Raw genomic sequence first — 26,721 nt, 5'->3', positions numbered from 1 at the left:
CGTGCGCCGGGAGTCCGTCACCCCCCGCCCCGGCTGGGACGCGACCATCCGCTCGCAGGGCCTGGTGTACGTCGACACGGAGCTGCCCGACGGCGGGATCATGTCGTACTGGGACGAGACCGCCGCGTACGCCTTCGAGCTGGACGAGGTGCTGCGGCTGGAGGAGGCGACGGAGGAGCTGCACCGGATGTCGGTGGCCGCCGCCGAACACGTCGTCGCGCGCCGCCGCCACGCCGAGTTCGGCATCCCGGACTGGGCGGCCGAGGCCGTGGCCCGGTCGCTGCGCGAGTCGCCGCCGACCCTCTACGGGCGCTTCGACCTCTGGTACGACGGCAGCTGGCCCCCGAAGCTGCTGGAGTACAACGCCGACACCCCGACCGCCCTGGTCGAGGCGAGCATCGTCCAGTGGTACTGGCTGGAGCACACCCGGCCGGAGCTGGACCAGTGGAACAGCCTGCACGAGCGCCTCGTCGGCGCTTGGGCGAAGATCGGCGCCGGCCTGCACGACCGGCGGGTGCACGTGGTCTGGTCGAACGAGGAGGAGTCCGGCGAGGACCAGATGACCGCCGGCTACCTCGCCGAGACCGCCCGGCAGGCCGGGCTGGACGTCGTGTTCCAGCCCGTCCAGGAGATCGGCTGGGACGGCCGGCGCTTCGTCGACGCGGCGGACCAGCCGGTCACCACCTGCTTCAAGCTCTACCCCTGGGAGTGGATGCTCGCCGAGCCGTACGGGTCGCTGGCGCTGCGGCCGGGCACCCCGACCACCTGGATCGAGCCGGCGTGGAAGCTGCTCCTGTCGAACAAGGCGCTGCTCGCCGTGCTCTGGGAGCTGTACCCCGGCCACGAGCTGCTGCTGCCGGCGTACCTCGACTCGCCGCGCGGCATGCCCGAGTACGTCGCCAAGCCGCTGCTCGGCCGGGAGGGCGGCTCGGTGCGGATCGTCACCGGCGCCGGGGAGATCACCAATCCGGGGATCTACGGCGACGAGGGATTCTGCTACCAGGAGTTCCGCGCGCTGCCGGAGTTCGAGGGCAACCGGATGGTGCTGGGCAGCTGGGTGGTCGACGGCGAGTCGGCCGGTGCGGGGGTGCGGGAGAGCGCGAGCCTCATCACCGACGGCTACGCGCGGTTCCTGCCGCACTACATCGACGCACCACGCGGCTCCTGAGTCGTCTACCGTTGGGGGCGTGAACTTCGACGCGTACGCCCGGACCGGCGTTGACCTCGTCAACGCCCGCCTGGACGACCTCGACGACCTGCGGGCCCTCTTCCCCGACGACAACGCGTGGATGCGTGACGAGGTGGCGGAGCGGGACCTCGCGACCTTCCGGCGGGCGCAGAAGCGCCTGCGCGACGTCTTCGAGTACGGCACCTCCGGGCGGGACGCCCAGGCGGTGGCCGAGCTCAACGCCCTGCTGGAGGCGTTCCCGGTGCAGCCCCGCATCTCCGGGCACGACTCCAGCGACTGGCACATGCACGTGACCAGCCGGGGCGCCTCGGTGAGCGCCGAATACCTGGCGGGCGCGGTCTGGGGCCTCTCGGTCTGGCTCTGCGAGTACGGCAGCGCCCGGTTCGGGGTCTGCGCCGACGAACGCTGCGGCAACGTCTACCTGGACACCTCGTCCAACTGCTGCCGGCGGTTCTGCTCGGAGCGCTGCGCCACCCGCTCGCACGTGGCCGCGCACCGGGCCCGCAAGCGCGCCGCGGTGGGCGAGCAGGCCGGCGCCGCCAGCAAGGAATCCCTCACCACGGTCGCCTGACGCCCGGCCCGGGTCGGCCACCGGCCCGGGCCGGGCCGGCCGTCGACCGGCGCCCTCGACCGGCTCACGGCGCGGCCCGCCGCGCCCGGTCTCCCGCCGCGGCCCCGCCCGACCCGCGTGGTTCGGGTGCCGCGTCGAGGGTCGGCGTGTCAGGCGTCGACGGGGGACGGGGTGCCGAGGTGCTGGCGGGCGAACTCCAGCGCCTCGCGCAGGTCGGCCTCCCGCACCGCGCGGCTCTTCGCGCCCCGGGTGGTGACCTCCACGGCGACCGAGCCGGTGAACCCCCGCCCGGCGAGCGAGGAGAGCAGCTCGGCGCAGGGCTGGTTGCCGCGCCCGGGCACGAGGTGCTCGTCGCGCCCCTCGCCGGTGCCGTCGCCGAGGTGCACGTGCGCCAGGCCGGCGCCCATCCGGTCGGCCATCGCCATCGAGTCGGTGTGCGAGGCGGCGCAGTGCGACAGGTCGAGCGTGTAGGAGGCGTAGCCGGTCTCGGTCGGGTCCCAGCCCGGGACGTACGGGACGAACTGCCGGCCGGCCATCCGGACCGGGTACATGTTCTCCACCGGGAGGCGCAGCTCCGGGAATTCGCCGGCGATCCTGGCCAGCCCGTCGGCGAAGTTGCGCGCGTAGTCGCGCTGCCAGGTGAACGGCGGGTGGACCACCACGGTGGGCGCGCCGAGCGTCGCCGCCATCTCCGCGGACCGGCGCAGCCGCTCCCACGGGTCCGGGCTCCACACCCGCTGGGTGACCAGCAGGCAGGGCGCGTGGACGGAGAGCACCGGGACGCCGTAGTGCTCGGCGAGCCCGCGCAGCGCGCCGACGTCCTGGCTGACGGCGTCCGTCCAGACCATCACCTCGACGCCGTCGTAGCCGAGCGCCGCGGCCAGCTGGAACGCCGCCGCGGTCCGCTCAGGGAAGACCGAGGAACTGGACAGGAGCACGGGGACGCGGGAAGTCACACCATCGAGGGTAGCCGGGGTCGATTGACACCTCATGACGAGAACCCGCAAAGCGCCCGTATCACCCGGAACCGAGCTGGTCGAGCCGGCGCAGGATCACGCCCTCGCGCAACGCCCACGGGCAGATGTCCAGCGCCTCCACGTCCAGCCGGCGCATCGCCGCCTCGGCGACCACCGCCCCGGCGAGCAACTGGTGGGCCCGGCCCGCGCTGACCCCCTCCAGCTCGGCGAGCTGGGCCGGCGGGATGTGCCGGATGAACCCGAGCACCTGCCGCAGCCCGCGGCGGGTGAGCCGGCGGGGGGCCCACAGGCCCGCGCCGGAGGGGGCCGCACCGGCCAGCCGGGCCAGGGTCCGGAACGTCTTCGAGGTGGCCACGGGGCGTTCCCAGCCCACCGCGGTCATCCGCGCGACGACGGGCTCCAGCAGGCCGTCGGCGTACGCCCGCAGCTCGTCGACCGCCTCGGCCGGCGGCGGCGCCGCGCTGTCCGGTGCCACCCGGAGCCGGTCCCGGGTCAGCCGGCCGGCGCCGAGCGGCAGCGACACCGCCTCGTCCGGGTCCTCGTCGATGCCGGCCGCGATCTCCAGCGAGCCGCCGCCGATGTCCAGCACCAGCAGCCGCCCCGCCGACCAGCCGAACCAGCGCCGCACCGCGAGGAAGGTCAGCCGCGCCTCGTCCGCGCCCGGGAGCACCTCCAGGCGTACGCCGGCCTCCTCGCGGACCCGGGCGAGCACCTCGGGGGCGTTGGTGGCGTCCCGCACGGCGGAGGTGGCGAACGCGATCAGGTCGTCGGCGTCCAGCCCGTCGGCGGCCGCCCTGGCCATGCTGACCGCCTTGACCAGGCCGTCCGCGCCCGTCTCGGTGAGCGCGCCGTCCGGGCCGATCTGCTCGGCCAGCCGCAGCACCACCTTCTCGGAGTGCGCCGGCCAGGGGTGCGCGCCGTGGTGGGCGTCGACCACCAGCAGGTGCACCGTGTTGGAACCGACGTCGAGGACACCCAGTCGCATGTTGACGACCCTAGGGGCAACCGGTTTGCGCGGCTCGGCGGACCGGGCCGTGCTCCCCGCGTACGCTGGGCCGGGTGACAGGGCAGATCGAACTCCGTGTGCTGGTCGACGACCCGGACGACCCCCGCAGCCGCGAGGTGCCGCTGGACTTCCCGCGGGAGTGGATCGAGTTCGCCGACCCGGCGGACGAGAACCACCTGGTCCGGGCCGACCTGACCTGGCTGCTCTCCCGCTGGACGTGCGTCTTCGGCCGGGGCTGCCACGGCATCGTCGCCGGCCGGGCCGCCGACGGCTGCTGCTCGCACGGCGCGTTCTTCACCGACTCCGACGACGAGCAGCGGGTCCGGGCCGCGGTGAAGCGGCTGAGCCCGGCGACGTGGCAGCACTTCCGTCGCGGGTTCAAGAACTGGACCGAGAACGACACGATCGACGGCAAGAACCCGGCCCGCCGCACCGCCACCCAGGCGGAGGACGGTCCGTGCGTCTTCCTCAACGACGCCGACTTCCCGGGCGGCGCCGGCTGCGCGCTGCACGCCCAGGCGCTGCGCGACGGGGTGCACCCGCTGGAATACAAGCCGGACGTCTGCTGGCAGCTGCCGATCCGCCGCGACCAGGAGTGGGTCAAGCGGCCGGACAACACCAAGGTGCTGGTCTCCACGCTGTCCGAGTTCGACCGGCGGGGGTGGGGCGCCGGCGGGCACGACCTGGACTGGTGGTGCACCTCCTCCACCGACGCGCACGTCGGCGCCGAGCCGATGTACGTCTCGTACGGCCCGGAGCTGACCGCGCTGATCGGCGCGCCCGCGTACGCGAAGCTGGCCGAGCTGTGCGGGGCGCGCAGCCGGCAGGGCATGGTCGCCCCGCACCCGGCCGACGGCGCCTGACCGCCACCGCAGCACGCGCGAAAGGGGCCCGCGCCGGCGCGGGCCCCTTTCGCGCGTACGCCGATCAGGGCTCGAACTTGTAGCCCAGGCCCCGCACGGTGACGATGAAGCGCGGCGCGGACGGCTCCGGCTCGATCTTGGAACGCAGCCGCTTGACGTGCACGTCGAGGGTCTTGGTGTCGCCGACGTAGTCGGCCCCCCAGACCCGGTCGATGAGCTGCCCCCGGGTCAGCACCCGGCCGGCGTTGCGCAGCAGCAGCTCCAGCAGCTCGAACTCCTTGAGCGGAAGCTGCACCGGGGCGCCGTCGACGGTCACCACGTGCCGCTCGATGTCCATCCGGACCGGGCCGGCGGCCAGCGTCGGCGCGCCCGACTCGGCGACCTCGGAGCTCTGCCGGCGCAGCACCGCCCGGATCCGGGCGACCAGCTCCCGCGGCGAGTACGGCTTCGTCACGTAGTCGTCGGCGCCGATCTCCAGGCCGACCACCTTGTCGATCTCGCTGTCCCGCGCGGTGACCATGATGATCGGCACGTGCGAGCGCTGTCGGAGCTGCCGGCACACCTCGGTGCCGGACATCTCGGGCAGCATCAGGTCGAGCAGCACGATGTCGGCGCCGGTCCGGTCGAACTCGGTGAGGGCGGAGGGGCCCGTCGCGGCGACGGACACCTCGAAGCCCTCCTTGCGGAGCATGTACGACAGGGCGTCGGAGAACGACTCCTCGTCCTCGACCACCAGAACGCGGCTCAACGGGGATTTCCTTTCCATTGCTGTCAGACCTGCCGGAGCTCGGCCGGGCCGGCCTCGATCCCAGCAGACGGCAGTGTCGCCAGGATCTCGTCGGGGGGACGGGCGGGCAGCCGCAGGGTGAACGTCGACCCACCACCAAGAGTGCTCGACACCTCGACCCGCCCGCCATGGTTGCCGACGATGTGTTTGACGATGGCCAGCCCCAGCCCGGTGCCGCCGGTCGACCGGGACCGCGCCTGGTCGGCCCGGTAGAAGCGCTCGAAGATCCGGTCGACGTCGGTCGGGGCGATGCCGATGCCCTGGTCGGCGACGGCGATCTCCACGTGTTCGTCGTCGGCGCGGGCGGTGATCCGGACGGTCGTGTCCTCGGCCGAGTAGTTGATGGCGTTCTCGACCAGGTTCGACACCGCCGTGGCGAGCTGGGTGTCGCTGCCGTGGACCGTGAGCCCCCGTTCCCCCTCGACGACCACGTCGATACGGCGGGCGGCGGCGGAGGTGCGGGTCCGGTCGACCACCTCGGCGACCACCCAGTCGACGGCGACCGGCTCCGGGGGCGGCTGCGCCTCGGCGCCCTGGAGCCGGGTCAGCTCCAGCAGCTCCTGCACCAGGCGGCCCAGCCGGGTCGACTCGTGCTGGATCCGCTCGGCGAAGCGCCGGGCGGCGACCAGGTCCTCGGAGAGGTCGGGCGCGCCCGCGCCGGCCGGCTCGGTGGCGTCGAGCAGCGCCTCGGCGAGGAGTTGCAGGGCGCCGATGGGGGTCTTCAGCTCGTGGCTGACGTTGGCCACGAAGTCCCGGCGCACCCGGGCCAGCCGGTGCGACTCGGTGACGTCCGCCGCCTCCACCGCGATGTAGCCCGCGCCGAGTCCCATCGCCCGCAGGTGCACCCCGAGCGGGTTCACCCCGGTGTTGTCGCGACCGCGCGGCAGGTCCAGCTCGATCTCGCGCCGCACGCCGGTGCGCCGGACCTGCCCGGCGAGCGTACGGATCAGGGGGTGGGCGGCGATCGAGCCGGGGGTCGGGCCGGTGCGGAGCAGCCCCATCGCGCGGGCGGCGGGGTTGACCAGGACGGGCAGGTCGTCGGGGTCGAGCACCACCACGCCGGCGCGGAGCGAGTCGATGGTCCGGCGGCCGAGCCCGGACTGCGGATCCTCGGCTATCGGGAGCCTCCCACGCGTGAGGGGGAAGCCCGGCCGGCTCCCCGTCGAGGTGGAGCGCCCGCCCGGCCCCGGCACGAACCGGGGCAGCAGCACCCCGGCGACCAGTCCGGCCACCAGCCCCACGGCCAACGCGACCGTCACCGCCCACTCCACCCGGCGATCGTAGGGCGATTGTTAACCTGGCAACCAATACAAATGGGGCGAATCACGCTCACTTCCGGGAAAGTTCACTCCCGCGTCCGGCGTCGTTCACCGTGGTTCATCTGCGGTCCGTCCGTCCGACCTACCGTGGGCGGCGCACCTGCTCCCTCGCCGCCCTCCGGCGGCGACCACCGACCACAGGACGTGACAATGCGCGACGAGTTCCGGGCTGACCTGCAGATCGTCAGCCAACTGCTGGTGGACATGGCGGAGGGGGTCCGGGCCGCGATGCGGCAGGCCACCCGCGCCCTGCTCACCGCGGACCGCCGGGCGGCCGAGACGGTGATCGAGCGGGACGCCGAGATCGACGACCTCTACCGGCACGTCGAGGAGCGGGTCTGCGACCTGCTCGCCCGGCAGGCGCCGGTCGCCTCCGACCTGCGCGCGATGATCACCGCGCTGCACGTCGCGGCCGACCTGGAGCGGATGGGCGACCTGGCCGACCACGTCGCCAAGACGGCCCTGCGCCGGCACCCGTCGCCGGCCGTGCCGGCCGAGCTGCGGCCGATCTTCACCGACATGGCCGCCACCGCCGACCGGATGGCCGTCAAGATCGGCTCGGTGCTCGCCAAGCCCGACGCCGACCTCGCCGCCGAACTGGACCGCGACGACGACACCATGGACGACCTGCACCGGAGCCTGTTCGGGGTGCTGCTCGGCGAGGACTGGCCGTACGGCGTGGAGACCGCGATCGACGCCACCCTGCTCGGCCGCTTCTACGAGCGCTTCGCCGACCACGCCGTCAACTCCGGCGAGCACGTGGTCTACCTGATCACCGGGCAGACCCCGCCTCCCTCGGCGGCCTGAGGCGGACGGACGACGGCCCCCGGGGCACCCGGGGGCCGTCGTCGTGCCGGTCAGCGACCCTGGTTGGCCACGGCGGCGGCGGCCGCCTTGGCGGCGGTCGGGTCGAGGTAGGTGCCGCCCAGCGTCAGCGGGCGCAGCTGCGGGTCGAGGTCGTAGCGCAGCGGGATCCCGGTCGGGATGTTGAGCTTGGCGATCGCCTCGTCGGAGATCTGGTCCAGGTGCTTGACCAGGGCGCGCAGCGAGTTGCCGTGCGCGGCCACCAGCACCGTCCGACCGGCCAGGATGTCCGGCACGATCGAGTCGTACCAGTAGGGCAGCATCCGCTCGACGACGTCCTTGAGGCACTCGGTGCGCGGCATCAGCTCGCTGGGCAGCAGCGCGTAGCGCGGGTCGCCCACCTGCGAGAACTCGTCGTCGTCCGCGATCGGCGGCGGCGGCGTGTCGTACGAGCGGCGCCAGAGCATGAACTGCTCCTCGCCGTACTCCTCCAGGGTCTGCTTCTTGTTCTTGCCCTGCAGCGCGCCGTAGTGCCGCTCGTTGAGCCGCCACGACCGCCGCACGGCGATCCAGTGCCGGTCGGCCGCGTTGAGCGCCAGCTCGGCGGTGCGGATCGCGCGGCGCATGACGCTGGTGTGCACCACGTCCGGCAGCAGGCTGTGCTCGCGCAGCAGCTCGCCGCCGCGGCGCGCCTCGTTCTCGCCCTTCTCCGTCAGGTCGACGTCGACCCAGCCGGTGAAGAGGTTCTTGGCGTTCCAGTCGCTCTCGCCGTGCCGCAGCAGGACCAGCGTCCCGACGGTGGGCCCCTCGCTCGCAGTCATGCGGATCATCCTGCCGCACCCGGCGCGGGGACACGCGGGCAGTGGTCGTGACGACCACCACGTGGAAAAGACGATGACCGGAAAACCGGCCCGCCACTAGGTTGTAAGGCGCAACAATCAGGACGGTCATTACGCGAGCGGGGGCGCCGACGTGCGGACGATGCGGGGTTGGTTCCAGGACACGACAGGTGGCCTGCCGGTCACCTTCTGGTACCTCTGGGCCGGCACGCTGATCAACCGGCTCGGCTCGTTCGTCCTGGTCTTCCTCGCCATCTACCTCACCCAGGAGCGCGACTTCTCCGCGTCGCAGGCGGGTCTCGTGATCGGCCTGTGGGGTGTCGGCGGCGCGGTCGGCACCACCGTCGGCGGCACCCTGACCGACCGCTGGGGCCGCCGGCCGACCCTGCTCACCGCGCACCTCGGCGCGGCCACCATGATGCTCGCGCTCGGCTTCGCCCGGGAACTCTGGGCGGTGGCGCTCGGCGCGCTGCTGCTCGGCATGTTCGCCGAGGCGGCCCGCCCGGCGTTCGGCGCGATGATGATCGACGTGGTGCCGGAGAAGGACCGGCTGCGCGCCTTCTCGCTGAACTACTGGGCGATCAACCTCGGCTTCGCCTGCGCCGCGGTCCTCGCCGGCCTCGCCGCCGAGGCCGGCTACCTGCTGCTCTTCGTGGTCGACGCGACCACCACCGTGATCACCGCGCTGATCATCTTCGCCAAGGTCGGCGAGACCCGGCGGGCCCCCGCCGTCGGCGCCCGCCACAAGGGCCCCGGGGCGCCGGCCGGGGCGCTGCGCACCATCCTGACCGACCGCGTCTACCTGGGCTTCGTGGCGCTCAACCTGTTCGGCGCGCTGGTCTTCCTCCAGCACATCTCGATGCTGCCGATCGCGATGGGCGACTCCGGCCTGAGCCCCGCCACGTACGGCTCGGTGATCGCGCTCAACGGGGTGCTGATCGTGGTCGGCCAGCTCTTCGTACCCCGGCTGATCAAGGGCCGGAGCCGGTCGCACGTGCTAGCCCTCGCCTCCGTGGTGATGGGCGTCGGGTTCGGTCTCACCGCGTTCGCGGACGCGGCCTGGTTCTACGGCCTGACCGTGCTGATCTGGACCGTCGGCGAGATGCTCAACTCGCCGTCCAACGCCACCCTGATCGCCGAGCTCTCCCCCGCCGAGTTGCGCGGCCGCTACCAGGGTGTGTTCTCGCTCTCCTGGCAGGTCGCCGGCGCCGTCGCGCCGGTCCTCGGCGGCCTGGTCCGTGAGCAGGCCGGCAACGGCCAGCTCTGGCTCGGCTGCGCGTTGATCGGCGGGCTGATGGCGATCGCCCACCTGGTCTCCGGCCCGGCCCGGGAGCGGCGGGCCGTCGCCCTGCGCGGGGCCACCGAGACCGTCGTGCCGGTGGTGGCGGTCCGACCGCCCGCGCCGGAGGCGGCCGAGGCGGCGGCCACCGCGCCCGCCGAGCCGCTGGCGCCCGGCGTCGACGCCGGCCCGCCCACCGGCCCGCGGCGGGCAGCCGAGTCGACCGGCGTGCGGTGAGTCGAGCATGGGTGGGCCCGACCCGGGAGTGTGGTGATCAGCGACACGCTGGCGCGCCGGACATTGGCTTCCTACGGTCGAGCCTGAACTGTTAACAAACACAACTGTCTGGAGGGACGGGTGCGGGCCCTGCGTCGCTGGCTGGACGACACCACGGGCGGCCTCCCCGCCACCTTCTGGTACCTCTGGGCCGGCCTGCTGATCAACCGGGCCGGCGCCTTCGCGATGCTCTTCCTGTCGCTCTACCTGACCGACGCGCGCGGCGCGAGCGAGGCCCTGGCGGGCGCGGTGGTCGGGGCGTACGGGCTGGGCGGGGCGGGCGGCGTGCTGCTCGGCGGGGTGCTGGCCGACCGGTGGGGACGCCGATCCACCCTGCTCGCCGCCCACCTGGTCACCGCTGGGCTCATGGTCGCGCTGGCCTTCAGTCGGCACCTGGTGGTGATCGCTGCGCTCGCCGCCCTGGTCGGGGTGGCGCACTCGATGCCCAGCCCCGCCTTCGTCGCGGCGATCGTCGACGTGGTGCCCGAGCGGCGCCGCGCCCGCGCGTTCAACCTCCAGTTCTGGGCGTTCAACCTCGGCATGGCGGTGGCCTCGCTGCTGGCCGGCCTGCTCGCCGAGGCCAGCTTCCTCGCGCTCTTCCTGGTCGACGCCGCCGCCACCCTGGTCGCGGCCCTGGTGATCGCCTGGAAGGTCCCGGAAACGCTTGCGCGGGTGCGGGTCGGCCGGGCCGCGGGTGCCGCCGCGGTGGCGGGCCACCGGGAGCGGGCGGCACGGCGGCGGACGCGTCCGCGCCCGCCCGGGCTGCACACGGCCCTGACGGACCGCACCTTCCTCACCTTCGTGGGCCTGACCTTCGTGCTGGCAGTGCTGACCATGCAGACCTCGACGATCATGCCGCTGGCGATGCGGACGGACGGGCTGCGCCCGTCGGCGTACGGCGTGGTGGTGGCGCTCGGCGGGGTGCTGATCGTGGTGGGGCAGCTCTTCGTGCCGAGGCTGATCGAGCGGCACCGCAAGCACCACGTCCTGGCCGTGTCGACCGTGCTGCTGGCGGCCGGCTTCGCCGTCCTCGCCGTCGCCGACGACCTGGCGGTGTACCTGGCCGCGGCGGTGGTCTGGACGGTCGGCCAGATGCTCGCCGCCCCGCCGAACGCCCAGATCAACGCCGACCTCGCCCCGCCCGAGCTGCGCGCCCGCTACCAGTCGGTGTTCTACCTGGCGTTCCCGGCTGCGTCGTTCGTGGCGCCCACGCTCGGCGGGATGAGCCTGCAGTACCTCGGGGACGGGCACTGGCTCGTCGTCGGCGGGCTGGGGCTGCTGGCGGCCGGCTGCCATCTGCTGACGGGCCCGTCCCGCGACCGCCGGGTGGCCGCCCTCCGCGCCGCCCACACCGAGGCCCGCCTCCGGCCCGCGACCCCCGCCCGGGCTCCCGCGCCGGCGCGCTGACCCGTACGGCCGGCGGCGGTCAGGAAGGCCGGCAGCCGTGCACCCGGCGATAGGCGGGCGGGCGCTCCCGGGAAAGCCGAGCGCCCATCACGACCTGTGGTCGTGATGGGCGCTCGCACGGTATGACCGGCGGCGGCGGGCGATACCCACCCCCGTAGGCGTCGCCCGCTCGCGCCGCCGGTCCAAACAGGTGGCCACCGTCCCCCAACGGTGTTGTTCCACCCGTCCCCTGCGCCTCGCTCGGTGCACGGATCTGATCGATCCGCCGCTCCCCCGAACGTTTCCGAGCGTGGCGCGGTGCAATAAAGTTAGTTCGCCCGGATTCCCGATTCAAGCTGGATCGGCTGTCTCGCCGGTCACAGCACCCGGTGTCCCACCCGGATGCCGCTGTCTCGGTCCTCCGTCGTCGCCAACAGCGCATACCCGTCGGCCATTCCCCCAAACACGTCAGGCGTCCTCACGATCCGGGGATTCCGTACGGAAGAAGTTGCTGGGCCGGCCGTCGCGGAGCTGCTCCTGGTAGATCAGGTTCAGCTTGCGATCGTCGAAGGTGCGGAACCACTCGTCCCAGGTGATCTCGCGTATCCGGCTGCTCTCCCGGTAGCCCGGGATGTTGAACGTGAGCACGCCGGCCCGGCCCTCCCGCTCGGTGCCCGCGATCGTCGCCGGCTTCGCGCCGCGCTCCCGCGCCCAGCGCCGGATCACGTCGTGGTTCGCGGTGACCAGACTGCGGCCGGGGCGCTCGGGCCGGTCGGCGGTCGAGGTGATCGCCTGCGACGAACGTACCGACCGCCCGGTGGCACGGCCGGTCCGGACGGGGGTGGCCTGCGTCGCCGTACCGCCGCGCGCCGCGCCGGCACGCGACGGAGCCGGCGCGGTCCTCCCCGCCGCCGTGGTCTTCCGGGCCGCCGCCGTGGTGGTCTTCCGGGCCGGCGCGACCTTCTTCGCGGGCGCGGTCTTCTTCGCCGCCGCCTTCTTGGCGGGGGCCGCCTTCTTGGCAGGGGCCGTCTTCTTGGCGGGGGCCGCCTTCGCGGCGGCCTTCCGGGCCGGGGCCTTCTTGGCCGGCGCGGTCTTGTTCGCGGCCTTCGCCCGGCTCGGGGCGGCCTTGCCCGCGGCCCGTCCGGCAGCCGCCTTCTTCGTGGCGGCGGCCCGGCCGGCCGATGCCTTGGTCCCCGTCGCGCGGCCGGCGGGCCCGGTGCTGCGGCGGGCGGCGCCGCCCGCGGGGCGCTCCGCACGCAGGGTCCGCACCAGCGTCTTCACCAGTTCCGGCTTGCGCAGCGCGGAGATCCCGGAGACCCCGCGCCGGCGCAACTGCCCCCGGATCTCGTCCACCTTCATCCGCGAGATGTCGGACTCGGAGATCCCCGGCGTGTTCGGGGTCTGGTTGCCCGCCTGCCGTTTCGTCCTGGTCGCAGTCCCGCCGCGACCTGAGCTGTTCCGCTGAGCCATGGGACGCTCACGCTCCTCGACAGTTGGTCCTCGGCGCGCGGCGGGTCCCAGTGCCGCGCCGCGCGGTGCGGCATACCCGTCAGGACCGGTCCGAACCTCCCGCCGGGGCACCCGCACCGGGAGCGCCGCCCCCGGTGCCGGCGGCCCCCGCGCCGGCGGCGGCCGGGGACGGCTCGAAGAGGTGCGCGAACGCCGCGAGGTTCGCGGTGGATTCGCCCCGCTTGACCCGCCACTCCCACTCCCGGCGGATCGAGCTGCCGAAGCCGATCTCCAGCATCGTGTCGAAGGACTCGTCGGAGTACGTCAGCACCGCGCCGAGCAGCCGGTCCAGCTCGTCGGCGTCGATCCCCGCCGGGTTGACCCGGCCGGTCAGGTAGACGTCGCCGACCGCGTCGACGGAGAAGGACACCCCGTACATCCGGGCGTTGCGTCGCAGCAGCCAGGCCCACAGCTCCTCGCGCCGCTCGTCCGGCTGGCGCATCACGAACGCCTCGATCCGCAGCGCGTGTTCACCGACGATCAGGTTGCAGACCGTCTTCAGCTTGTGGGTGCCCGGCAGCGTCACCGCGTACGAGCCCGGGCCGGTCGACTCCCAGGCCAGCTCCCGCTCGTCGCAGACCGCCTCGATCAGGGCCGCCAGATCGTCCTTCGCGCTCATCGGCCCACTCTACGGCCGCCCACGCGCCGGCACGGGGTGGCGGCGGACGGCCCGCCACCGGCGACCGGGCCGGTCACCAGGAGCAGGACATCGCCGCGTCGCCGGCCAGCTCGGAGGCGAGCCGGGACCGGTGGTCGGCGATCGCCTCGCCGTAGACGGCGAGCAGCCCCGAGGCCGTCCGCTGCCAGGAGAACGCGCGGGCGTGCCGGGCCGCGCCCCGGGACAGCTCGGCCCGGCGGAGCCGGTCGGGCAGCAGGCGGCCGAGCGTACGGGCCCAGTCGACCGGGTCGTGGCCGTCGACGAGCAGGCCGCTGACCTGGTCCCGGACCGCGGTCACCAGCCCGCCGACGGCGGCGGCCACCACCGGCGTGCCGCAGGCCTGGGCCTCCAGCGCCACCAGCCCGAAGGACTCGTTGTGCGACGGCACGGCCACCAGGTCGGCCGCCCGGTACAGGGCGGGCAGGTCGTCACCCGTCTGCGGCGGCAGGAACCGCACCCGGTCGGCGACGCCGAGCGAGGCGGCCAGCTCCATCAGGGCGGTCGGCCGGTCCAGGCCGCTGCCGCTGGGGCCGCCGCAGATCACCACGGTCACCTCGTCGGCGAGCGCCGGGTCGCGCTCGCGCAGCGCGGCCACCGCGCGGACGAGCACGTCCGGGGCCTTCAGCGGCTGGATGCGGCCGACGAAGGCCACCACGTACCCGGTGGCGGGCAGCCCGAGCCGGCGACGGGCGGCGCGCTTGTGCCCCTCTGGGGCGGGGCAGAACCGGTCCAGGTCCACGCCGGGCTCGACGATTGCCACCTGGGTCGGGTCCGCGTCGTACCGGTCGATCAGGTCCCGGGCCTCGACCGCGGTGTTCGCGACGAGCCGGTCGGCCTCGGTGACCACCTGCTCCTCGCCGATGACGCGGGCCTTGGGTTCCGGCCGGTCCCCGGCGGCGAGCTGGGCGTTCTTGACCTTCGCCAGGGTGTGCGCGGTGTGCACCAGCGGCACGCCCCAACGCTCCTTGGCCAGCCAGCCGACCTGGCCGGAGAGCCAGTAGTGGGAGTGGATCAGGTCGTAGTGGCCCGGTGGGCGGGACGCCTCGGCGCGCAGCACGCCGGCGGTGAAGGCGCAGAGCTGACCCGGCAACTCCTCCTTCGTGAGCCCTTCGAGCGGGCCGGCGGTGACGTGCCGGACGTGCACGCCGGGGGCCGTCTCGACGACCGGGGGCAGGTCGCCGGAGGTCGCCCGGGTGAAGATCTCCACCTCGACGTCCGCCTCGGCGAGCCGCCGCGCGACCTCCAGGATGTAGACGTTCATGCCGCCCGCGTCGCCGGTGCCCGGCTGGTGCAGGGGCGAGGTGTGCACCGAGAGCGTGGCGATCCGCCGGGGGCGGGGCCACGGACGCGCACCGCGCTGACGACCCACACCGGTGTGCACTTCCGCCACGTCCGCTCCCTCTGTCACGGTTTATGCCGTCCCGCACGCCCGGCGCTTTTCGGACAACGTCCTCGCCGGATGTCATCTTCCCGATCCCGCCCCGCTGATGCGCGGGGGCGACCCCCGGGCGTGACGGACCTCATCACCGCGCCGAGGGCGCCCGGCGCGGCCGGCCGGGTGAGAATGGCCGGATGACCTCTGTCGCCGTCGTCACCGGAGCGTCCAGCGGGATCGGCGCGGCCACCGCCCGCCGGCTCGCCGCCGAGGGGTTCCACGTGCTCGCCGCCGCGCGGCGTACCGACCGGTTGGCCGGACTGATCGCGGAGATCGAGGCAGCGGGGGGCGCGGCCACCGCCGTGCCCTGCGACGTCACCTCCGACGAGTCGGTGGCCGGGCTCGCCGAGGCCGCGGCCGCTGCGCCGGGGCCGGTCACCCTGCTGGTCAACAACGCCGGCGGCGCGCGCGGCCTGGACCCGGTCGAGTCCGGGTCGGTCGGCGACTGGCAGTGGATGTACGACGTCAACGTGCTCGGCACGCTGCGCGTCACCCAGGCGTTGCTGCCCGCGCTGGAGGCGTCCGGGGCCGGCACCATCGTGATCGTCTCCTCGACCGCCGGCTTCACCGTGTACGAGGGCGGTGGCGGCTACACCGCCGCCAAGCACGCGCAGACGGCCGTCGCCGGCACCCTGCGCCTGGAGTTGTGCGGCCGCCCGGTCCGGGTGGTGGAGATCGACCCCGGCATGGTGAAGACCGACGAGTTCGGGCTGGTGCGCTTCGGCGGGGACGCCGAGAAGGCGGCGGCGGTCTACGCCGGGGTCGCCGAGCCGCTGGTGGCCGAGGACGTCGCCGACTGCGTCGCCTGGTGCGCGACCCGCCCGCAGCACGTCAACGTCGACCGCCTCGTGGTGCGCCCGCTGGCGCAGGCCGCCCAGCACAAGGTGCACCGGGTCGGCTGAGCCGGGCCGGCGGTCGACGATGGCGGGCACGGCGCGGCACCGGCCGCTCGGCGTGGTGACCCGGGGGACGACCAACCCCAACCGGCTCCGCCGGGTGGACAACTGGATCGTCGAGACCTGCGGGGAGGCGCTGCGCGACGCCGCCGACCCGCTGGTGGTGGACCTCGGCTACGGCGCCACCCCGGTCACCGCCGTCGAGCTGCGCGCCCGGCTCGCCGCCGGGGTCCGCGCCGACGTGCGGGTGGTCGGGCTGGAGATCGATCCCGTCCGCGTGGCCGCCGCCCAGCCCGCCGCCGACCCGCCCCGGCTGACGTTCGCCCGGGGCGGGTTCGAGCTGGCCGGGCTGCGTCCCGCCCTGGTCCGCGCGTTCAACGTCCTGCGCCAGTACGACGAGCGCGAGGTGGCCGACGCCTGGCGGACGATGACCGCCGCGCTGGCCCCGGGCGGGCTGCTGGTGGAGGGCACCTGCGACGAGCTGGGCCGGCTCGGCGGCTGGGTGCTGCTCGACGCGGACGGCCCGAAGACGCTCACCCTGGCCGCGAAGCTCACCACCCTGGGCACCCCGGCGGAACTGGCCGAACGGCTGCCCAAGGCGCTCATCCACCGCAACGTCCCCGGCGAGCGGATCCACGACCTGATCGGGGCGCTCGACGACGCCTGGCACGCCGCCGCCGGCTACGCCCCGTTCGGCCCCCGCCAGCGCTGGCTCCACGCGGTGTCCGCCGTACGCGGGGCGGGCTGGCCCGTCCTCGACGGCCCCCGCCGCTGGCGCCACGGCGAACTCACCCTCCCCTGGCCCGCCGTCTCCCCCAGCTGACCTCTCCAGCCGCCGGGGGCGAGCATCAGATGGTGCAGTTGACGAGGACGGGTTCGGGGTGGAGGGTGACGCCGAAGCGGCGGTGGACGCCGTCGCGGATCTCCCGGGCCAGCTCGACCAGGGCGGCGGTGCTGGCGGTGCCGCCGCGGTTGGTCAGGGCGAGGGTGTGCTTGCCGGAGATGGCGGTGCCCTCCGGGCCCGGATGGCCCTTGCCGAAGCCGGCCTTGTCGATCAGCCAGGCCGCGCTGATCTTCACCATGTCCCCCGGGCAGGGCCACGACGGCGGCTCGCCCAGCTCCGCGGCGCGCTCGCGCAGCAGCTCGTACGCCACGCGGTCCAGCACCGGGTTGGTGAAGAACGAGCCGACCGACCGGGTGTCCGGGTCGGCCGCGTCGAGCACCATGCCCTTGCCGGCGCGCAACCGCAGCACCGTGGCCCGGGCGTCGGCCAGCGGCACCCGGTCCCCCACCTCCACGCCGAGCGCCCGGGCCAGCTCGGCGTAGCGCACCGGGCCGGACAGCGGCGAGCGGGCCAGCCGGAAGTCGACCGACAGCACCACCCAGCGGTCGCTGTACTTGAAGATGCTGGAGCGGTAGGCGAAGCCGCAGTCGGCGGCGGCGATCCGCCCGACCGTCCCGTCGACCCGGTCGTGGACCCGCACGCCGGTGATGGTCTCGGCGACCTCCTGCCCGTACGCGCCGACGTTCTGGATCGGGGTGGCGCCGGTCGAGCCGGGGATGCCGGAGAGGCACTCCAGGCCGGACCAGCCGTTGGCCACGGTGGCGGCGACCAGGTCGTCCCAGGGCTCGCCGGCCTCGACGCGTACGGTGACCGTCGCGGCGTCCTCGTCGACCACCCGGAGGCCCCGGGAGCGGACCAGGACCACGGTGCCGGGGAAGCCGGCGTCGCCGATCACCACGTTGCTGCCGCCGGCGAGGACCAGGACGGGCTCGTCCCGTTCGCCCGCCTCCCGCACCGCCCGGACGATCTCGTCCGCGTCGGTGCCGGCCACGACGCGTCCGGCCGGTCCACCCAGGCGCAATGTGGTGTATCGCGCCAGTTCGCACGTAGCGGCGGGTTCGGTGCCGGTTGTCGGCTGGGCGTAGACGTCAGACACGCCTTTCACCCTAGGCTGAGGGGTAGCCGCGGCGCCCACTGGTGGCCCGGTCACCCCCGGGAGGATGGCGATGAGCAGACTGCACGGCACGAAGGACTTCTGGATCGGTGCGCTCCGGGCGGAGGGCCCGGCGTTCGCCGCGGCCGTGGCGGAGGCGCCACCGGAGACCCCGGTGCTGTCCTGTCCCGGCTGGACCGTCGCCGACCTGACCCTGCACCTCGCCGCCATCTACCGCTGGGTGCGCTCGTTCGCGGGCGCCGGCGCGGCCACCCGGCCGCCGGGCCGGGCCGAGCGGATCGAGCCGGAGGCCGGCGTCGCCCCGCTCCGGCTCTGGCAGCAGGAGTACGACCAGCTGATGACCCTCTTCGACGCCCTCGACCCGGAGGCCCCGGCCTGGAACTGGGCCCCCCAGCCGAAGAAGGCGGGCTTCTGGCCGCGCCGGATGGTGCACGAGACCGCGGTGCACCGCTGGGACGCCCAGCTCGCGATCGCCGCCGGTGAGCCGGTCGAGGCCAAGCTCGCCGCCGACGGGGTGAGCGAGGTGCTGGACACCTGGCTGCCCGCCGGCCGGCGCCGCACCGCCGGCCGGTGGCACGGGGTGGTGCAGCTCTCCGCGGTCGACGCCGCCCAGCAGTGGTTCCTCCGGCTGCGCGGCGAGGGGGTCGCCCTGCTGGACACCGCCACCATCTTCGACCACGACGACCACCACGCCCGGGTGCAGGTCAGCGGCACGGCGAGCGACCTGCTGCTCGCGCTCTGGGGCCGGGTCAGCTTCGACACGCTCGACGTGGCCGGCGATCCCGCCCTGCTCGAAGGTCTGCGCGTCGGCTGACCGCCACGCGGAGCCGGGGCCCGAGGGCTCCGCGCGGTCCCGCCGCACGTCCGCCAGTGGCCGTCCCCGTCCCGGGGGCGGCCACTGGCGTCGCAGCCCTCGCCGGCTCCGGTCGGCGGCCAGCTCCGGCCCGGCCGCCCGGTCCGTGGCCGGCCCGGCGGCGGCGGTCTCCGTACGGCATTGAGAGCGCTCTCTTGACACCGCCCCCACCAGGCACCACCCTGTCGTGAGAGCGCTCTCTCAGCTCCGTTCCACCACCTGCCTCACCACCTCAGACGACCTGAGAGGGGTCCGACAGAAATGGGTGTCTTTCCGCGCCGCCGCCTGGCGGCGGTGGCTCTCGTCGCCGCCACCGCGCTGTTCGCCACCGCCGGCTGCGCCGGCGGCGACGAACCCGCCGACGACGGCCAGATCACGCTGACGGTCGACGTGTTCAGCCAGTTCGGCTACGAGGAGCTCTACAAGGAGTACATGGCCAGCCACCCCGGCGTGAAGATCGTCGAGCGGGGCACCGGCACCAACCTCGACGACTACTCACCGAAGCTGACCCAGTGGCTCGCCGCCGGCAAGGGCGCGGGCGACGTCGTCGCCATCGAAGAGGGGTTGATGGTCGAGTACAAGGCCAACCCCGACAACTTCGTCAACCTGCTCGACCACGGCGGGGCCGAACTCCAGGGCAACTTCCTGGAGTGGAAGTGGAAGGGCGGGATGACCCAGGACGGCAAGCTGATCGGCCTGGGCACCGACGTCGGCGGCATGGCGATGTGCTACCGCAAGGACCTGTTCGCCAAGGCCGGCCTGCCCACCGAGCGCGACGAGGTGTCGAAGCTCTGGCCGACCTGGCAGGACTACATCAGGGTCGGCGAGCAGTTCAAGGCGAAGAACACCGGCGCCTCGTTCCTGGACGCCGCGACCAACATCTTCAACACCATCGTGCTCCAGACGGCGGGCAACGCGCAGGGCTACCACTACTACGACACCGCCGACAACCTGGTGGTGGACAGCAACCCGGCCGTCCGGCAGGCCTGGGACACCACGATGGACATCGTCGACTCCGGGCTGTCCGGCAGGTACGGCTCCTGGTCCGAGGAGTGGGTCTCGGCCTTCAAGCAGGCCAAGTTCGCCACCATCGCCTGCCCGGCGTGGATGACCGGCGTCATCGAGGGCAACGCGGGCGCCGAGGCCAAGGGCAGGTGGGACATCGCCCGGGTGCCCGGCAACGGCGGCAACTGGGGCGGGTCGTGGCTCGCCGTGCCCGCCCAGAGCAAGCACCGCGCCGAGGCGATCGAGCTGGCGAAGTTCCTGACCAGCGCCAAGGGCCAGATCGGGGCGTTCAAGGCCAAGGGCCCGCTGCCCTCCTCGCCGCAGGCGCTGGCCGACCCGGCGATCGTCGACGCCACGAACGCGTACTTCTCGGACGCCCCGGTGGGGCGGATCTTCGGCGAGGGCGCCAAGACCCTCAAGCCGGTCTACATGGGGCCGAAGAACCAGGCCGTCCGCACCGAGGTCGAGAACGCCGTCCGCACGGTCGAACTCGGTCAGCGCAGCCCCGAACAGGGCTGGACGGACGCCGTGAACAACGCGAAGAAGGCCGCCGCCAAGTAGCCCGGGCCGGGATTTGCGGGCGGGTGGGCGCCGGGGCGCCGGTCCCGCCCGCACCCGGGAAAGGAGTGGTTCGGGCATGACCGCCCAGCTCGACGCGCGCCCGCCGGTGGCACCGGCGCCCCGCACCGGCCGGCGTACGCCGGGAATGCGGCTCAGCCGCCTCGACACGAGGTTCTCGCCCTACCTGTTCATCGCCCCGTTCTTCGTGCTCTTCGCGGTGTTCGGGGTCTACCCGCTGGCCTACACGTTCTGGGTCTCGCTGCACGACTGGGACCTGCTCGGCAGCGACCACCCGTTCGTCGGCCTCGACAACTACAGCCGCCTGCTGGCGGACACCGACTTCTGGCACGCGGTGGTCAACACCCTCGGCATCTTCGTCATCTCCACCGTCCCGCAACTGCTGGCCGCGCTCTGGCTGGCCAACCTGCTCAACCGGCGGTTGCGGGCCCGGACGACGTTCCGGATGGCGGTGCTGATCCCCAACATCACCTCGACCGCCGCCGTCGCGATCGTCTTCGGGGTGCTCTTCGGCCGCGAGTTCGGCATGGTCAACTGGCTGCTCGACCTGGTCGGGATCGACGCCGTCGAGTGGAAGTCCAACCGGTTCGCGTCCTGGGTGGCCATCTCGGCGATGGTCGACTGGCGGTGGACCGGCTACAACGCGCTGATCTTCCTGGCCGCGATGCAGGCCGTCCCGCGCGACCTGTACGAGTCGGCCGCCATCGACGGCGCCGGCCGGGCCCGGCAGTTCTGGTCGATCACCGTGCCGCTGCTCAAGCCGACGATCATCTTCACCGTCATCATCTCCACCATCGGCGGGCTCCAGCTCTTCACCGAGCCCCGGCTCTTCCACTCCGGGACCAACCCGATCCGTGGGGGACCGCTACGGGAGTCGCAGACCGTGACCATGTACATGTTCGAGAACGCCTTCGCGCCCCACTACAACTTCGGGTACGGCTCGGCGGTGGCGTGGCTGCTCTTCGCGCTGATCGCGGTCGTCGCGGCGGTCAACGTGCTGCTCCTGCGCCGGCTCGGTGCCGCACGGCCCCCGAAGGTGGACGCGAGGCCGAAGGAGGGACCCCGATGACCCGCCTCTGGGCCGCCAGCCGGCTCACCTACGCCGCGCTGATCGCCGCCGGGGTTCTGTCGATCTTCCCCATCTACTGGATGTTCGTGGTGGCGAGCCGCTCCAACGACGCGATGGGCCAGCTCCCGCCCCCGGTCACCCCCGGCGGCAACCTGGGCGCGAACGTCTCCCGCCTGCTCGGCAACACCGACGCGTACTTCGTCACCGGCCTGGTCAACTCGGCGATCGTGGCGACCACGGTCACCGTCTCGGTGGTCTTCTTCTCCACGCTGGCCGGGTTCGCCTTCGCCAAGCTGCGGTTCCGGGGCCGCAACGCGCTGCTCATGGTGATCATCGCGACGATGATGGTGCCCACCCAGCTCGGTGTCATCCCGCTCTACCTGCTGATGACCAGGCTGAACTGGAACGACCGGCTGCCGGCGGTGATCGTGCCGGCCCTGGTCACCGGCTTCGGGGTGTTCATGATGCGGCAGTACGCCGGCCAGGCCGTCAGCAACGAGCTGATCGAGGCGGCCCGGATGGACGGTTGCAACACCGCGCGGATCTACTGGAACGTGGTGCTGCCGGCGCTGCGCCCGGCCGCCGCCGTGCTCGGGCTGCTCACCTTCATGACGACCTGGAACGACTTCCTCTGGCCGTACGCCGTCCTCAACGATCCGGAGAACCCGACCGTGCAGCTCGCGTTGCGCACCCTCTCCGACGGGTACTACACCGACATGTCCCAGGTGTTCACGGGGACGGCCATCGCCACCCTTCCGCTGCTCCTGGTCTTCGTCCTGTTCGGCCGCCAGATCATCGGCGGCATCATGGAAGGTGCGGTCAAGGCGTGAGCACTCTGCGATTCCCCGAGAACTTCGTCTGGGGCGCGGCGACCGCCGCGTACCAGATCGAGGGCGCGGCCACCGCCGACGGTCGCGGCCCGTCGATCTGGGACACCTTCAGCCGTACGCCGGGCAAGGTCCACCAGGGGCACACCGGCGACGTGGCCTGCGACCACTACCACCGGTACGCCGACGACGTGGCGCTGATGGCGGAGCTGGGGCTGCGGGCGTACCGCTTCTCGGTGGCCTGGCCGCGGATCCAGCCCGACGGCACCGGCCCGGTCAACCCGCGCGGCCTGGACTTCTACGACCGGCTCACGGACTCGCTGCTGGACCGGGGCATCGACCCGATCGTCACGCTCTACCACTGGGACCTGCCGCAGACCCTCCAGGACCGGGGCGGCTGGACCAACCGGGAGACCGCCGAGCACCTCGCCACGTACGCCACGGCGGTGCACGCCCGGCTCGGCGACCGGGTACGCACCTGGACCACGCTCAACGAGCCGTGGTGCTCGGCGTACCTGGGCTACGGCAACGGGGTGCACGCCCCCGGCGAGCGGGACCCGGGCGCGGCCTTCGCCGCCGTACACCACCTGCTGCTCGGGCACGGCCTGGCGGCCCGCGCGCTGCGCGCGGCCGGCGCGGAGACCGTCGGGATCACCGTCAACCCGGCCGACGTGCGCCCCGCCGACCCCGGCAGCGCCGCCGACGCGGCGGCGGTCCGCCTGGTGGACGGCCTGCACAACCGGATCTTCCTCGACCCGCTGCTGCGGGCGGCCTACCCCGACGACGTGCTGGAACACGTGGCCCGCATCGTCGAGCCGACGTTCGTCCGCGACGGCGACGAGAAGCTGATCGCCGCCCCGATCGACCTGCTCGGCGTCAACTACTACGCCCCCACCTACGTCGCCGGCCGGCCGGACGGCGCGGGCGGCAGCGCCTACCCGGGCACCGAGGGCGCGGTGGAGTTCCTCCCGCCGGCCGGGCCGCTGACCGACATGGGCTGGATGATCGAGCCGGCCGGGCTGACCCGGCTGCTGGAGCGGCTCGCCACCGACTATCCCGGCGTGCCGCTGATGGTCACCGAGAACGGCGCGGCGTTCCCCGACAAGGCCGACGCCGGCGGCGCCGGGCAGGTGATGGACGCGGACCGGATCGCCTACCTCGACGGGCACCTGCGCGCCGTGCACGAGGCGATCTCCCGGGGAGTCGACCTCCGGGGCTATCTCGTATGGTCGTTGCTGGACAACTTCGAGTGGGCCGAGGGCTACCGTCGACGGTTCGGGATCATCCACGTCGACTACCTGACGCAGCGACGCACACCGAAGTCGAGCGCCCGGTGGTACCAGGAGGTGATCTCCCGGAACGGGCTGTGACGAGGCGGTGGTAACGGGGATGACGACGGCGCAGCGGCCGACACTGGAGGCGGTGGCCCGGCGGGCGGGGGTCTCGCGGGCGACCGTCTCCCGGGTGGTGAACGGCTCCACGACCGTCGCCGAGCCGATCCAGGAGGCGGTCCGCCGGGCGGTGGCCGAGCTGGGGTACGTGCCGAACCTGGCCGCCCGCAGCCTGGTCACCCAGCGGACCGACTCGGTCGCCCTGGTGCTGCCGGAGGCCGCCACCCGGGTCTTCTCCGACGACCAGGTGTTCCCGGGGATCATCCGGGGCGCCGCCCAGGAGCTGGAGGCCGCCGACAAGCAGCTCGTGCTGATGCTGGCCGGTTCGCCGGCCGGGCACGACCGGGTGGAGCGCTACACCACCGGGCGGCACGTGGACGGGGTGCTCTTCGCCTCGCTGCACGGCGAGGACCCGCTGCCCGGCCGGCTCGCCCGGCTGGGCATCCCGGTGGTGTGCAGCGGTCGCCCGCTCGACGGCGCCGACGTGCCGTACGTCGACGTCGACCACGTCGGCGGGGTGACCACGGCGGTCCGGCACCTGATCACGGGCGGTCGCCGGCGGATCGCCACCATCGCCGGCCCGCAGGACATGGTGGCCGGCATCGAGCGGCTCACCGGCTACCGGAACACGGTCGCCGAGGCCGGGCTGCCGGAGCTGGTGGCGACCGGCGACTTCACCCGCGAGTCCGGGACGACGGCGATGCGGCAGCTCCTCGCCGAGCACCCCGACCTGGACGCGGTCTTCGCCGCCTCCGACCTGATGGCGCACGCCGCCCTGCGGGCGCTGCGCGAGGCGGGGCGGCGGGTGCCGGACGACGTGGCGGTGATCGGCTTCGACGACATCGAGACGGCCGCGTACACCGAGCCCCCGCTGACCACCGTCCGCCAGCCGATCGTGGAGCTCGGCCGGCGGATGACCCGGCTGCTGCTGCGGCTGGCCGCCGGGGAGGCGATCGAGCGGGCCGTCGTGCTCCCCACCGAGCTGGTGGTCCGCGAGTCGGCCTGACCGGTCGGCGAATATCCGGTCGAGCCGCCCGGAATCCGGCGGTAGCGTCGCGGCCGTGACCTCACCGACCCGGCTGATCCCCGTGCCCGCCCTCTCCGACGTCGCCGAGTACGCGTACGCGGCCACGGTCGAGCCGCCGGCCCGGCTCGTCTTCACCGCCGGCGCCTGCCCGCTCGACGCCGAGGGACGGACCGTCGCGCCGGGCGACCCGGTCGGCCAGGCCCGGCAGGTGATGGCCAACCTGGAGACCGCCCTCGCGGCGGCCGGCGCCCGACTCACCGACGTCGTCAAGACCACCGTCTACGTGGCGTCGTCCCGCCAGGCCGACCTGGTGGCCGTGTGGGAGGTGGTCCGGGACGCGTTCGGCGACCACGAGCCGCCCAGCACCCTGCTCGGGGTGGCCGTGCTCGGCTACACCGACCAGCTCGTCGAGGTCGAGGCCGTCGCCGCCGTACGCGGAGCGGCCTGAGGTGCGGGTCCGGACCGCCCGCCCCGACGACGCGCCGGCCGTCGTGGCGCTGCGCGCGCTCGTGCATCCCTACCTGGTGCGCGGCGTCGACTCGACCCGGCGCATGATCGCCCAGCCTCCGCCCGGCGAGGACTGGACCGCGTACGTCGTCGAGGTGGACGACACGGTGGTCGGCTGGGCGTCGGCGTACCGCAACGACCGGACGTCGGAACCGGACGTCGGGGAGGTTTCGACGCTGCACGTCCACCCCGGGCACCGGGGCCGGGGCGCCGGCACCGCCTTGCTGACCGCCGCGCTGGGGCACCTCAGGGCCGTCGGGGCGCGCCGGGTGCGTACCTGGGCGCTGCCGGAGTCCCTGCCGTTCGCCCGCCGGCACGGGTTCACGCCGAGCCGGGAGCTGCGTTACTCGGCACTCGACCTGCGACCGGCCCCGCCGATGCCGGAGCCGCCGCCGGGCGTACGGCTGCTCCCGCTGACCGACGTCGACCCGCGCCGGGTGCACCTGGCCAACCTGGCGGCGGCGGCCGACGAGCCGGGGGACGTGCCGGCCGACTCGATCAGCTACGAGAGCTGGCGCTCCGAGGTCTGGGACAACCTGGGCCTGGACCGTGCGGCCAGCACGGCGGCCGAGGCCGGCGGCGAGGTGGTGGCGTTCAGCCTCGTCAAGCGGGACGGCGACCGGATGTGGTCGGACTACACCGGCACGCTGCCGGCGCACCGGGGGCGCGGGCTCGCCCGCCTGGCCAAGACGGCGGCGCTGCACCGCGCCGCCGCCACCGGGGTACGCGTCGCCTACACCTCGAACGACGAGGCGAACGCGCCGATGCTGGCGGTCAACGTCCGGCTCGGCTACCGCCCGGTCGGATCGAGCTGGTCCTGCCTGCGCGAGCTGTCCTGACGGCCCCGCCGGTGGATCAGCCCGCCGTGATGGGCTGGCCGAGCGCGCGGCGGGCCAGCAGGGTCGCCCCGGCGACGGCGGCCGGCATGACCAGCACCGCGCCGAGCGGGATCAGGAAGCAGACGAAGACCGCCACCCCGAAGCCGAGCGTGGTCGGCCGGTCCGCCTTCAGGATCGACCGGCGCTCCGGCAGCCGCATCCCGCGCCGGTAGAAGGGGGCGCCGACCAGTTCCACGGCGAGCAGCCAGCCGCCGACCGCCGCACCGATCACCGGCACCACGGTCTGGCCGACCACCGGGACGAACCCGGCGGCGAAGAGCGGGATGCCGAACAGCACCGACAGGCCCACCAGCCGTACCGAGTCGGCGAGGCTGCGCCGCAGCGACGGCCAGAACGGCACGTCGACCGCGCCGGGCGTGCCGCCGAGGCGCTCCTCGACCCGTTCGGAGATCTTCTCGTAGAACGGGTCGCCGATGACCAGGGTGACCGCGGTGAAGCTGACCACCGCGAGCAGGCCGCCGATGCCGAGGAAGGCCAGCCCGGCGACCACCCGGACCAGGTTGCGCCAGGTGGCCGCCCAGTCGTCGGCGAACGGCGTGACCAGCGCGGCCAGGTCGTCGACGAAGTACGCCAGGGTGGCGAACGCGGCCACGAAGAGCACACCGGAGATCAGCGCCGGCACGATGCCGAGCAGCATCAGCCCGGGGCTGCGGACGTAGAGGCCGAGGCCGCGCAGGAGCAGGCCCACGCCGGTGAAGAACCGGCCGGCGGCGCTGGTCACGGGCGCGGCGATGCGGGGTGCGTTCACGACCGCAGAGCCTAGTGGTCGCCGTCGGCCGACGCCCCGACAGCGGCCGTACGGCATCGGGGCA

At 73.7% G+C, this 26,721-nt stretch carries 26 protein-coding genes; 16 read left to right on the top strand and 10 right to left on the bottom strand.

Features of this window, described 5'->3' with window-relative positions:
- Position 1 precedes the first annotated feature (1 nt).
- Both ACZ6O2_RS08830 and ACZ6O2_RS08825 read left to right on the top strand, forming a co-directional pair.
- Positions 2-1,168, top strand: coding sequence for a glutathionylspermidine synthase family protein (locus ACZ6O2_RS08830; RefSeq protein WP_350707017.1), 1,167 nt, complete (start codon positions 2-4; stop codon positions 1,166-1,168).
- Positions 1,169-1,187: 19 nt separating this feature from the next.
- Positions 1,188-1,760, top strand: coding sequence for a CGNR zinc finger domain-containing protein (locus ACZ6O2_RS08825; protein ID WP_350707015.1), 573 nt, complete (start codon positions 1,188-1,190; stop codon positions 1,758-1,760).
- A 149-nt stretch (positions 1,761-1,909) separates the two neighbouring features.
- On the opposite strand, the gene ACZ6O2_RS08820 is transcribed toward ACZ6O2_RS08825, so the two are convergent.
- Positions 1,910-2,716, bottom strand: a complete 807-nt coding sequence (locus ACZ6O2_RS08820; protein ID WP_466022474.1) for a sugar phosphate isomerase/epimerase family protein — start codon at positions 2,714-2,716, stop codon at positions 1,910-1,912.
- 61 nt (positions 2,717-2,777) lie between these two features.
- Positions 2,778-3,722 (bottom strand): Ppx/GppA phosphatase family protein, encoded by a 945-nt coding sequence (locus ACZ6O2_RS08815; protein WP_466022473.1) that lies wholly within the window; start codon positions 3,720-3,722, stop codon positions 2,778-2,780.
- 74 nt (positions 3,723-3,796) lie between these two features.
- On the opposite strand from ACZ6O2_RS08815, the gene ACZ6O2_RS08810 reads away from it, so the two are divergent.
- Positions 3,797-4,606 (top strand): DUF3109 family protein, encoded by an 810-nt coding sequence (locus tag ACZ6O2_RS08810; protein WP_350707009.1) that lies wholly within the window; start codon positions 3,797-3,799, stop codon positions 4,604-4,606.
- A 64-nt stretch (positions 4,607-4,670) separates the two neighbouring features.
- Here ACZ6O2_RS08810 and ACZ6O2_RS08805 read toward each other — a convergent pair whose 3' ends face one another.
- Positions 4,671-5,354, bottom strand: a complete 684-nt coding sequence (locus tag ACZ6O2_RS08805) for a response regulator transcription factor (protein ID WP_350707007.1) — start codon at positions 5,352-5,354, stop codon at positions 4,671-4,673.
- Between the two features lie 23 nt (positions 5,355-5,377).
- Positions 5,378-6,664 (bottom strand): sensor histidine kinase, encoded by a 1,287-nt coding sequence (locus ACZ6O2_RS08800; protein ID WP_466022472.1) that lies wholly within the window; start codon positions 6,662-6,664, stop codon positions 5,378-5,380.
- Positions 6,665-6,862: 198 nt separating this feature from the next.
- On the opposite strand from ACZ6O2_RS08800, the gene phoU reads away from it, so the two are divergent.
- Positions 6,863-7,519 (top strand): phosphate signaling complex protein PhoU, encoded by a 657-nt coding sequence (gene phoU / locus ACZ6O2_RS08795; RefSeq protein ID WP_466022471.1) that lies wholly within the window; start codon positions 6,863-6,865, stop codon positions 7,517-7,519.
- A 50-nt stretch (positions 7,520-7,569) separates the two neighbouring features.
- On the opposite strand, the gene ACZ6O2_RS08790 is transcribed toward phoU, so the two are convergent.
- Positions 7,570-8,337, bottom strand: coding sequence for a phosphoglyceromutase (locus ACZ6O2_RS08790; RefSeq protein WP_350707001.1), 768 nt, complete (start codon positions 8,335-8,337; stop codon positions 7,570-7,572).
- A 151-nt stretch (positions 8,338-8,488) separates the two neighbouring features.
- Here ACZ6O2_RS08790 and ACZ6O2_RS08785 point away from each other — a divergent pair, with 151 nt between their 5' ends.
- Both ACZ6O2_RS08785 and ACZ6O2_RS08780 read left to right on the top strand, forming a co-directional pair.
- Positions 8,489-9,871, top strand: a complete 1,383-nt coding sequence (locus ACZ6O2_RS08785; protein ID WP_466022470.1) for an MDR family MFS transporter — start codon at positions 8,489-8,491, stop codon at positions 9,869-9,871.
- Positions 9,872-9,991: 120 nt separating this feature from the next.
- Positions 9,992-11,317: an MFS transporter gene (locus tag ACZ6O2_RS08780; RefSeq protein WP_466022469.1), complete on the top strand. Its 1,326-nt coding sequence runs from the start codon at positions 9,992-9,994 to the stop codon at positions 11,315-11,317.
- Between the two features lie 447 nt (positions 11,318-11,764).
- Here ACZ6O2_RS08780 and ACZ6O2_RS08775 read toward each other — a convergent pair whose 3' ends face one another.
- From ACZ6O2_RS08775 to mshA, 3 genes are all read right to left on the bottom strand, one after another.
- On the bottom strand, positions 11,765-12,655 hold the full coding sequence (locus ACZ6O2_RS08775) for a hypothetical protein (RefSeq protein ID WP_466022511.1): 891 nt from the start codon (positions 12,653-12,655) through the stop codon (positions 11,765-11,767).
- 190 nt (positions 12,656-12,845) lie between these two features.
- Positions 12,846-13,424: a type III secretion system chaperone family protein gene (locus ACZ6O2_RS08770; protein ID WP_350706996.1), complete on the bottom strand. Its 579-nt coding sequence runs from the start codon at positions 13,422-13,424 to the stop codon at positions 12,846-12,848.
- 73 nt (positions 13,425-13,497) lie between these two features.
- Positions 13,498-14,853 carry a D-inositol-3-phosphate glycosyltransferase gene (mshA, locus tag ACZ6O2_RS08765; RefSeq protein WP_466022468.1) on the bottom strand — a complete coding sequence of 452 codons (1,356 nt, stop codon included), beginning with the start codon at positions 14,851-14,853 and terminating at the stop codon, positions 13,498-13,500.
- 182 nt (positions 14,854-15,035) lie between these two features.
- On the opposite strand from mshA, the gene ACZ6O2_RS08760 reads away from it, so the two are divergent.
- The gene (locus ACZ6O2_RS08760; protein WP_350706993.1) at positions 15,036-15,800 is read left to right on the top strand and encodes an SDR family NAD(P)-dependent oxidoreductase; all 765 of its coding nucleotides are present in this window, start codon (positions 15,036-15,038) and stop codon (positions 15,798-15,800) included.
- Positions 15,801-15,819: 19 nt separating this feature from the next.
- The gene (locus ACZ6O2_RS08755) at positions 15,820-16,617 is read left to right on the top strand and encodes a class I SAM-dependent methyltransferase (RefSeq protein ID WP_466022467.1); all 798 of its coding nucleotides are present in this window, start codon (positions 15,820-15,822) and stop codon (positions 16,615-16,617) included.
- A 25-nt stretch (positions 16,618-16,642) separates the two neighbouring features.
- On the opposite strand, the gene ACZ6O2_RS08750 is transcribed toward ACZ6O2_RS08755, so the two are convergent.
- Positions 16,643-17,734, bottom strand: a complete 1,092-nt coding sequence (locus tag ACZ6O2_RS08750) for a UDP-N-acetylmuramate dehydrogenase (RefSeq protein ID WP_466022466.1) — start codon at positions 17,732-17,734, stop codon at positions 16,643-16,645.
- Positions 17,735-17,804: 70 nt separating this feature from the next.
- On the opposite strand from ACZ6O2_RS08750, the gene ACZ6O2_RS08745 reads away from it, so the two are divergent.
- From ACZ6O2_RS08745 to ACZ6O2_RS08710, 8 genes are all read left to right on the top strand, one after another.
- Positions 17,805-18,566, top strand: a complete 762-nt coding sequence (locus ACZ6O2_RS08745) for a maleylpyruvate isomerase family mycothiol-dependent enzyme (protein ID WP_466022465.1) — start codon at positions 17,805-17,807, stop codon at positions 18,564-18,566.
- 300 nt (positions 18,567-18,866) lie between these two features.
- Positions 18,867-20,171 (top strand): ABC transporter substrate-binding protein, encoded by a 1,305-nt coding sequence (locus tag ACZ6O2_RS08740; RefSeq protein ID WP_350706985.1) that lies wholly within the window; start codon positions 18,867-18,869, stop codon positions 20,169-20,171.
- A gap of 76 nt (positions 20,172-20,247) precedes the next feature.
- Complete coding sequence (locus ACZ6O2_RS08735; protein ID WP_466022464.1) at positions 20,248-21,258, top strand: carbohydrate ABC transporter permease; 1,011 nt, start codon at positions 20,248-20,250, stop codon at positions 21,256-21,258.
- Positions 21,255-22,088 (top strand): carbohydrate ABC transporter permease, encoded by an 834-nt coding sequence (locus ACZ6O2_RS08730; protein ID WP_466022463.1) that lies wholly within the window; start codon positions 21,255-21,257, stop codon positions 22,086-22,088. The genes ACZ6O2_RS08735 and ACZ6O2_RS08730 overlap by 4 nt, the downstream gene beginning before the upstream one ends.
- Positions 22,085-23,455 carry a GH1 family beta-glucosidase gene (locus ACZ6O2_RS08725; RefSeq protein WP_466022462.1) on the top strand — a complete coding sequence of 457 codons (1,371 nt, stop codon included), beginning with the start codon at positions 22,085-22,087 and terminating at the stop codon, positions 23,453-23,455. The genes ACZ6O2_RS08730 and ACZ6O2_RS08725 overlap by 4 nt, the downstream gene beginning before the upstream one ends.
- 19 nt (positions 23,456-23,474) lie before the next feature.
- On the top strand, positions 23,475-24,482 hold the full coding sequence (locus ACZ6O2_RS08720; RefSeq protein ID WP_466022461.1) for a LacI family DNA-binding transcriptional regulator: 1,008 nt from the start codon (positions 23,475-23,477) through the stop codon (positions 24,480-24,482).
- Positions 24,483-24,537: 55 nt separating this feature from the next.
- Positions 24,538-24,951, top strand: a complete 414-nt coding sequence (locus ACZ6O2_RS08715) for a RidA family protein (RefSeq protein ID WP_466022460.1) — start codon at positions 24,538-24,540, stop codon at positions 24,949-24,951.
- Between the two features lies 1 nt (position 24,952).
- A complete protein-coding gene (locus ACZ6O2_RS08710) occupies positions 24,953-25,849 on the top strand; it encodes a GNAT family N-acetyltransferase (protein WP_466022459.1) in 897 nt (298 codons plus the stop codon).
- Between the two features lie 16 nt (positions 25,850-25,865).
- Here the strand turns inward: ACZ6O2_RS08710 and ACZ6O2_RS08705 are convergent, their stop codons facing one another.
- On the bottom strand, positions 25,866-26,657 hold the full coding sequence (locus ACZ6O2_RS08705; protein ID WP_466022458.1) for an EI24 domain-containing protein: 792 nt from the start codon (positions 26,655-26,657) through the stop codon (positions 25,866-25,868).
- Between the last annotated feature and the right edge of the window lie 64 nt (positions 26,658-26,721).

Source organism: Micromonospora sp. NPDC048040 (genome assembly GCF_055587185.1).
Note: the sequence above shows the minus strand (reverse complement) of the source record. Positions and strands in the feature narration are given on the sequence as shown.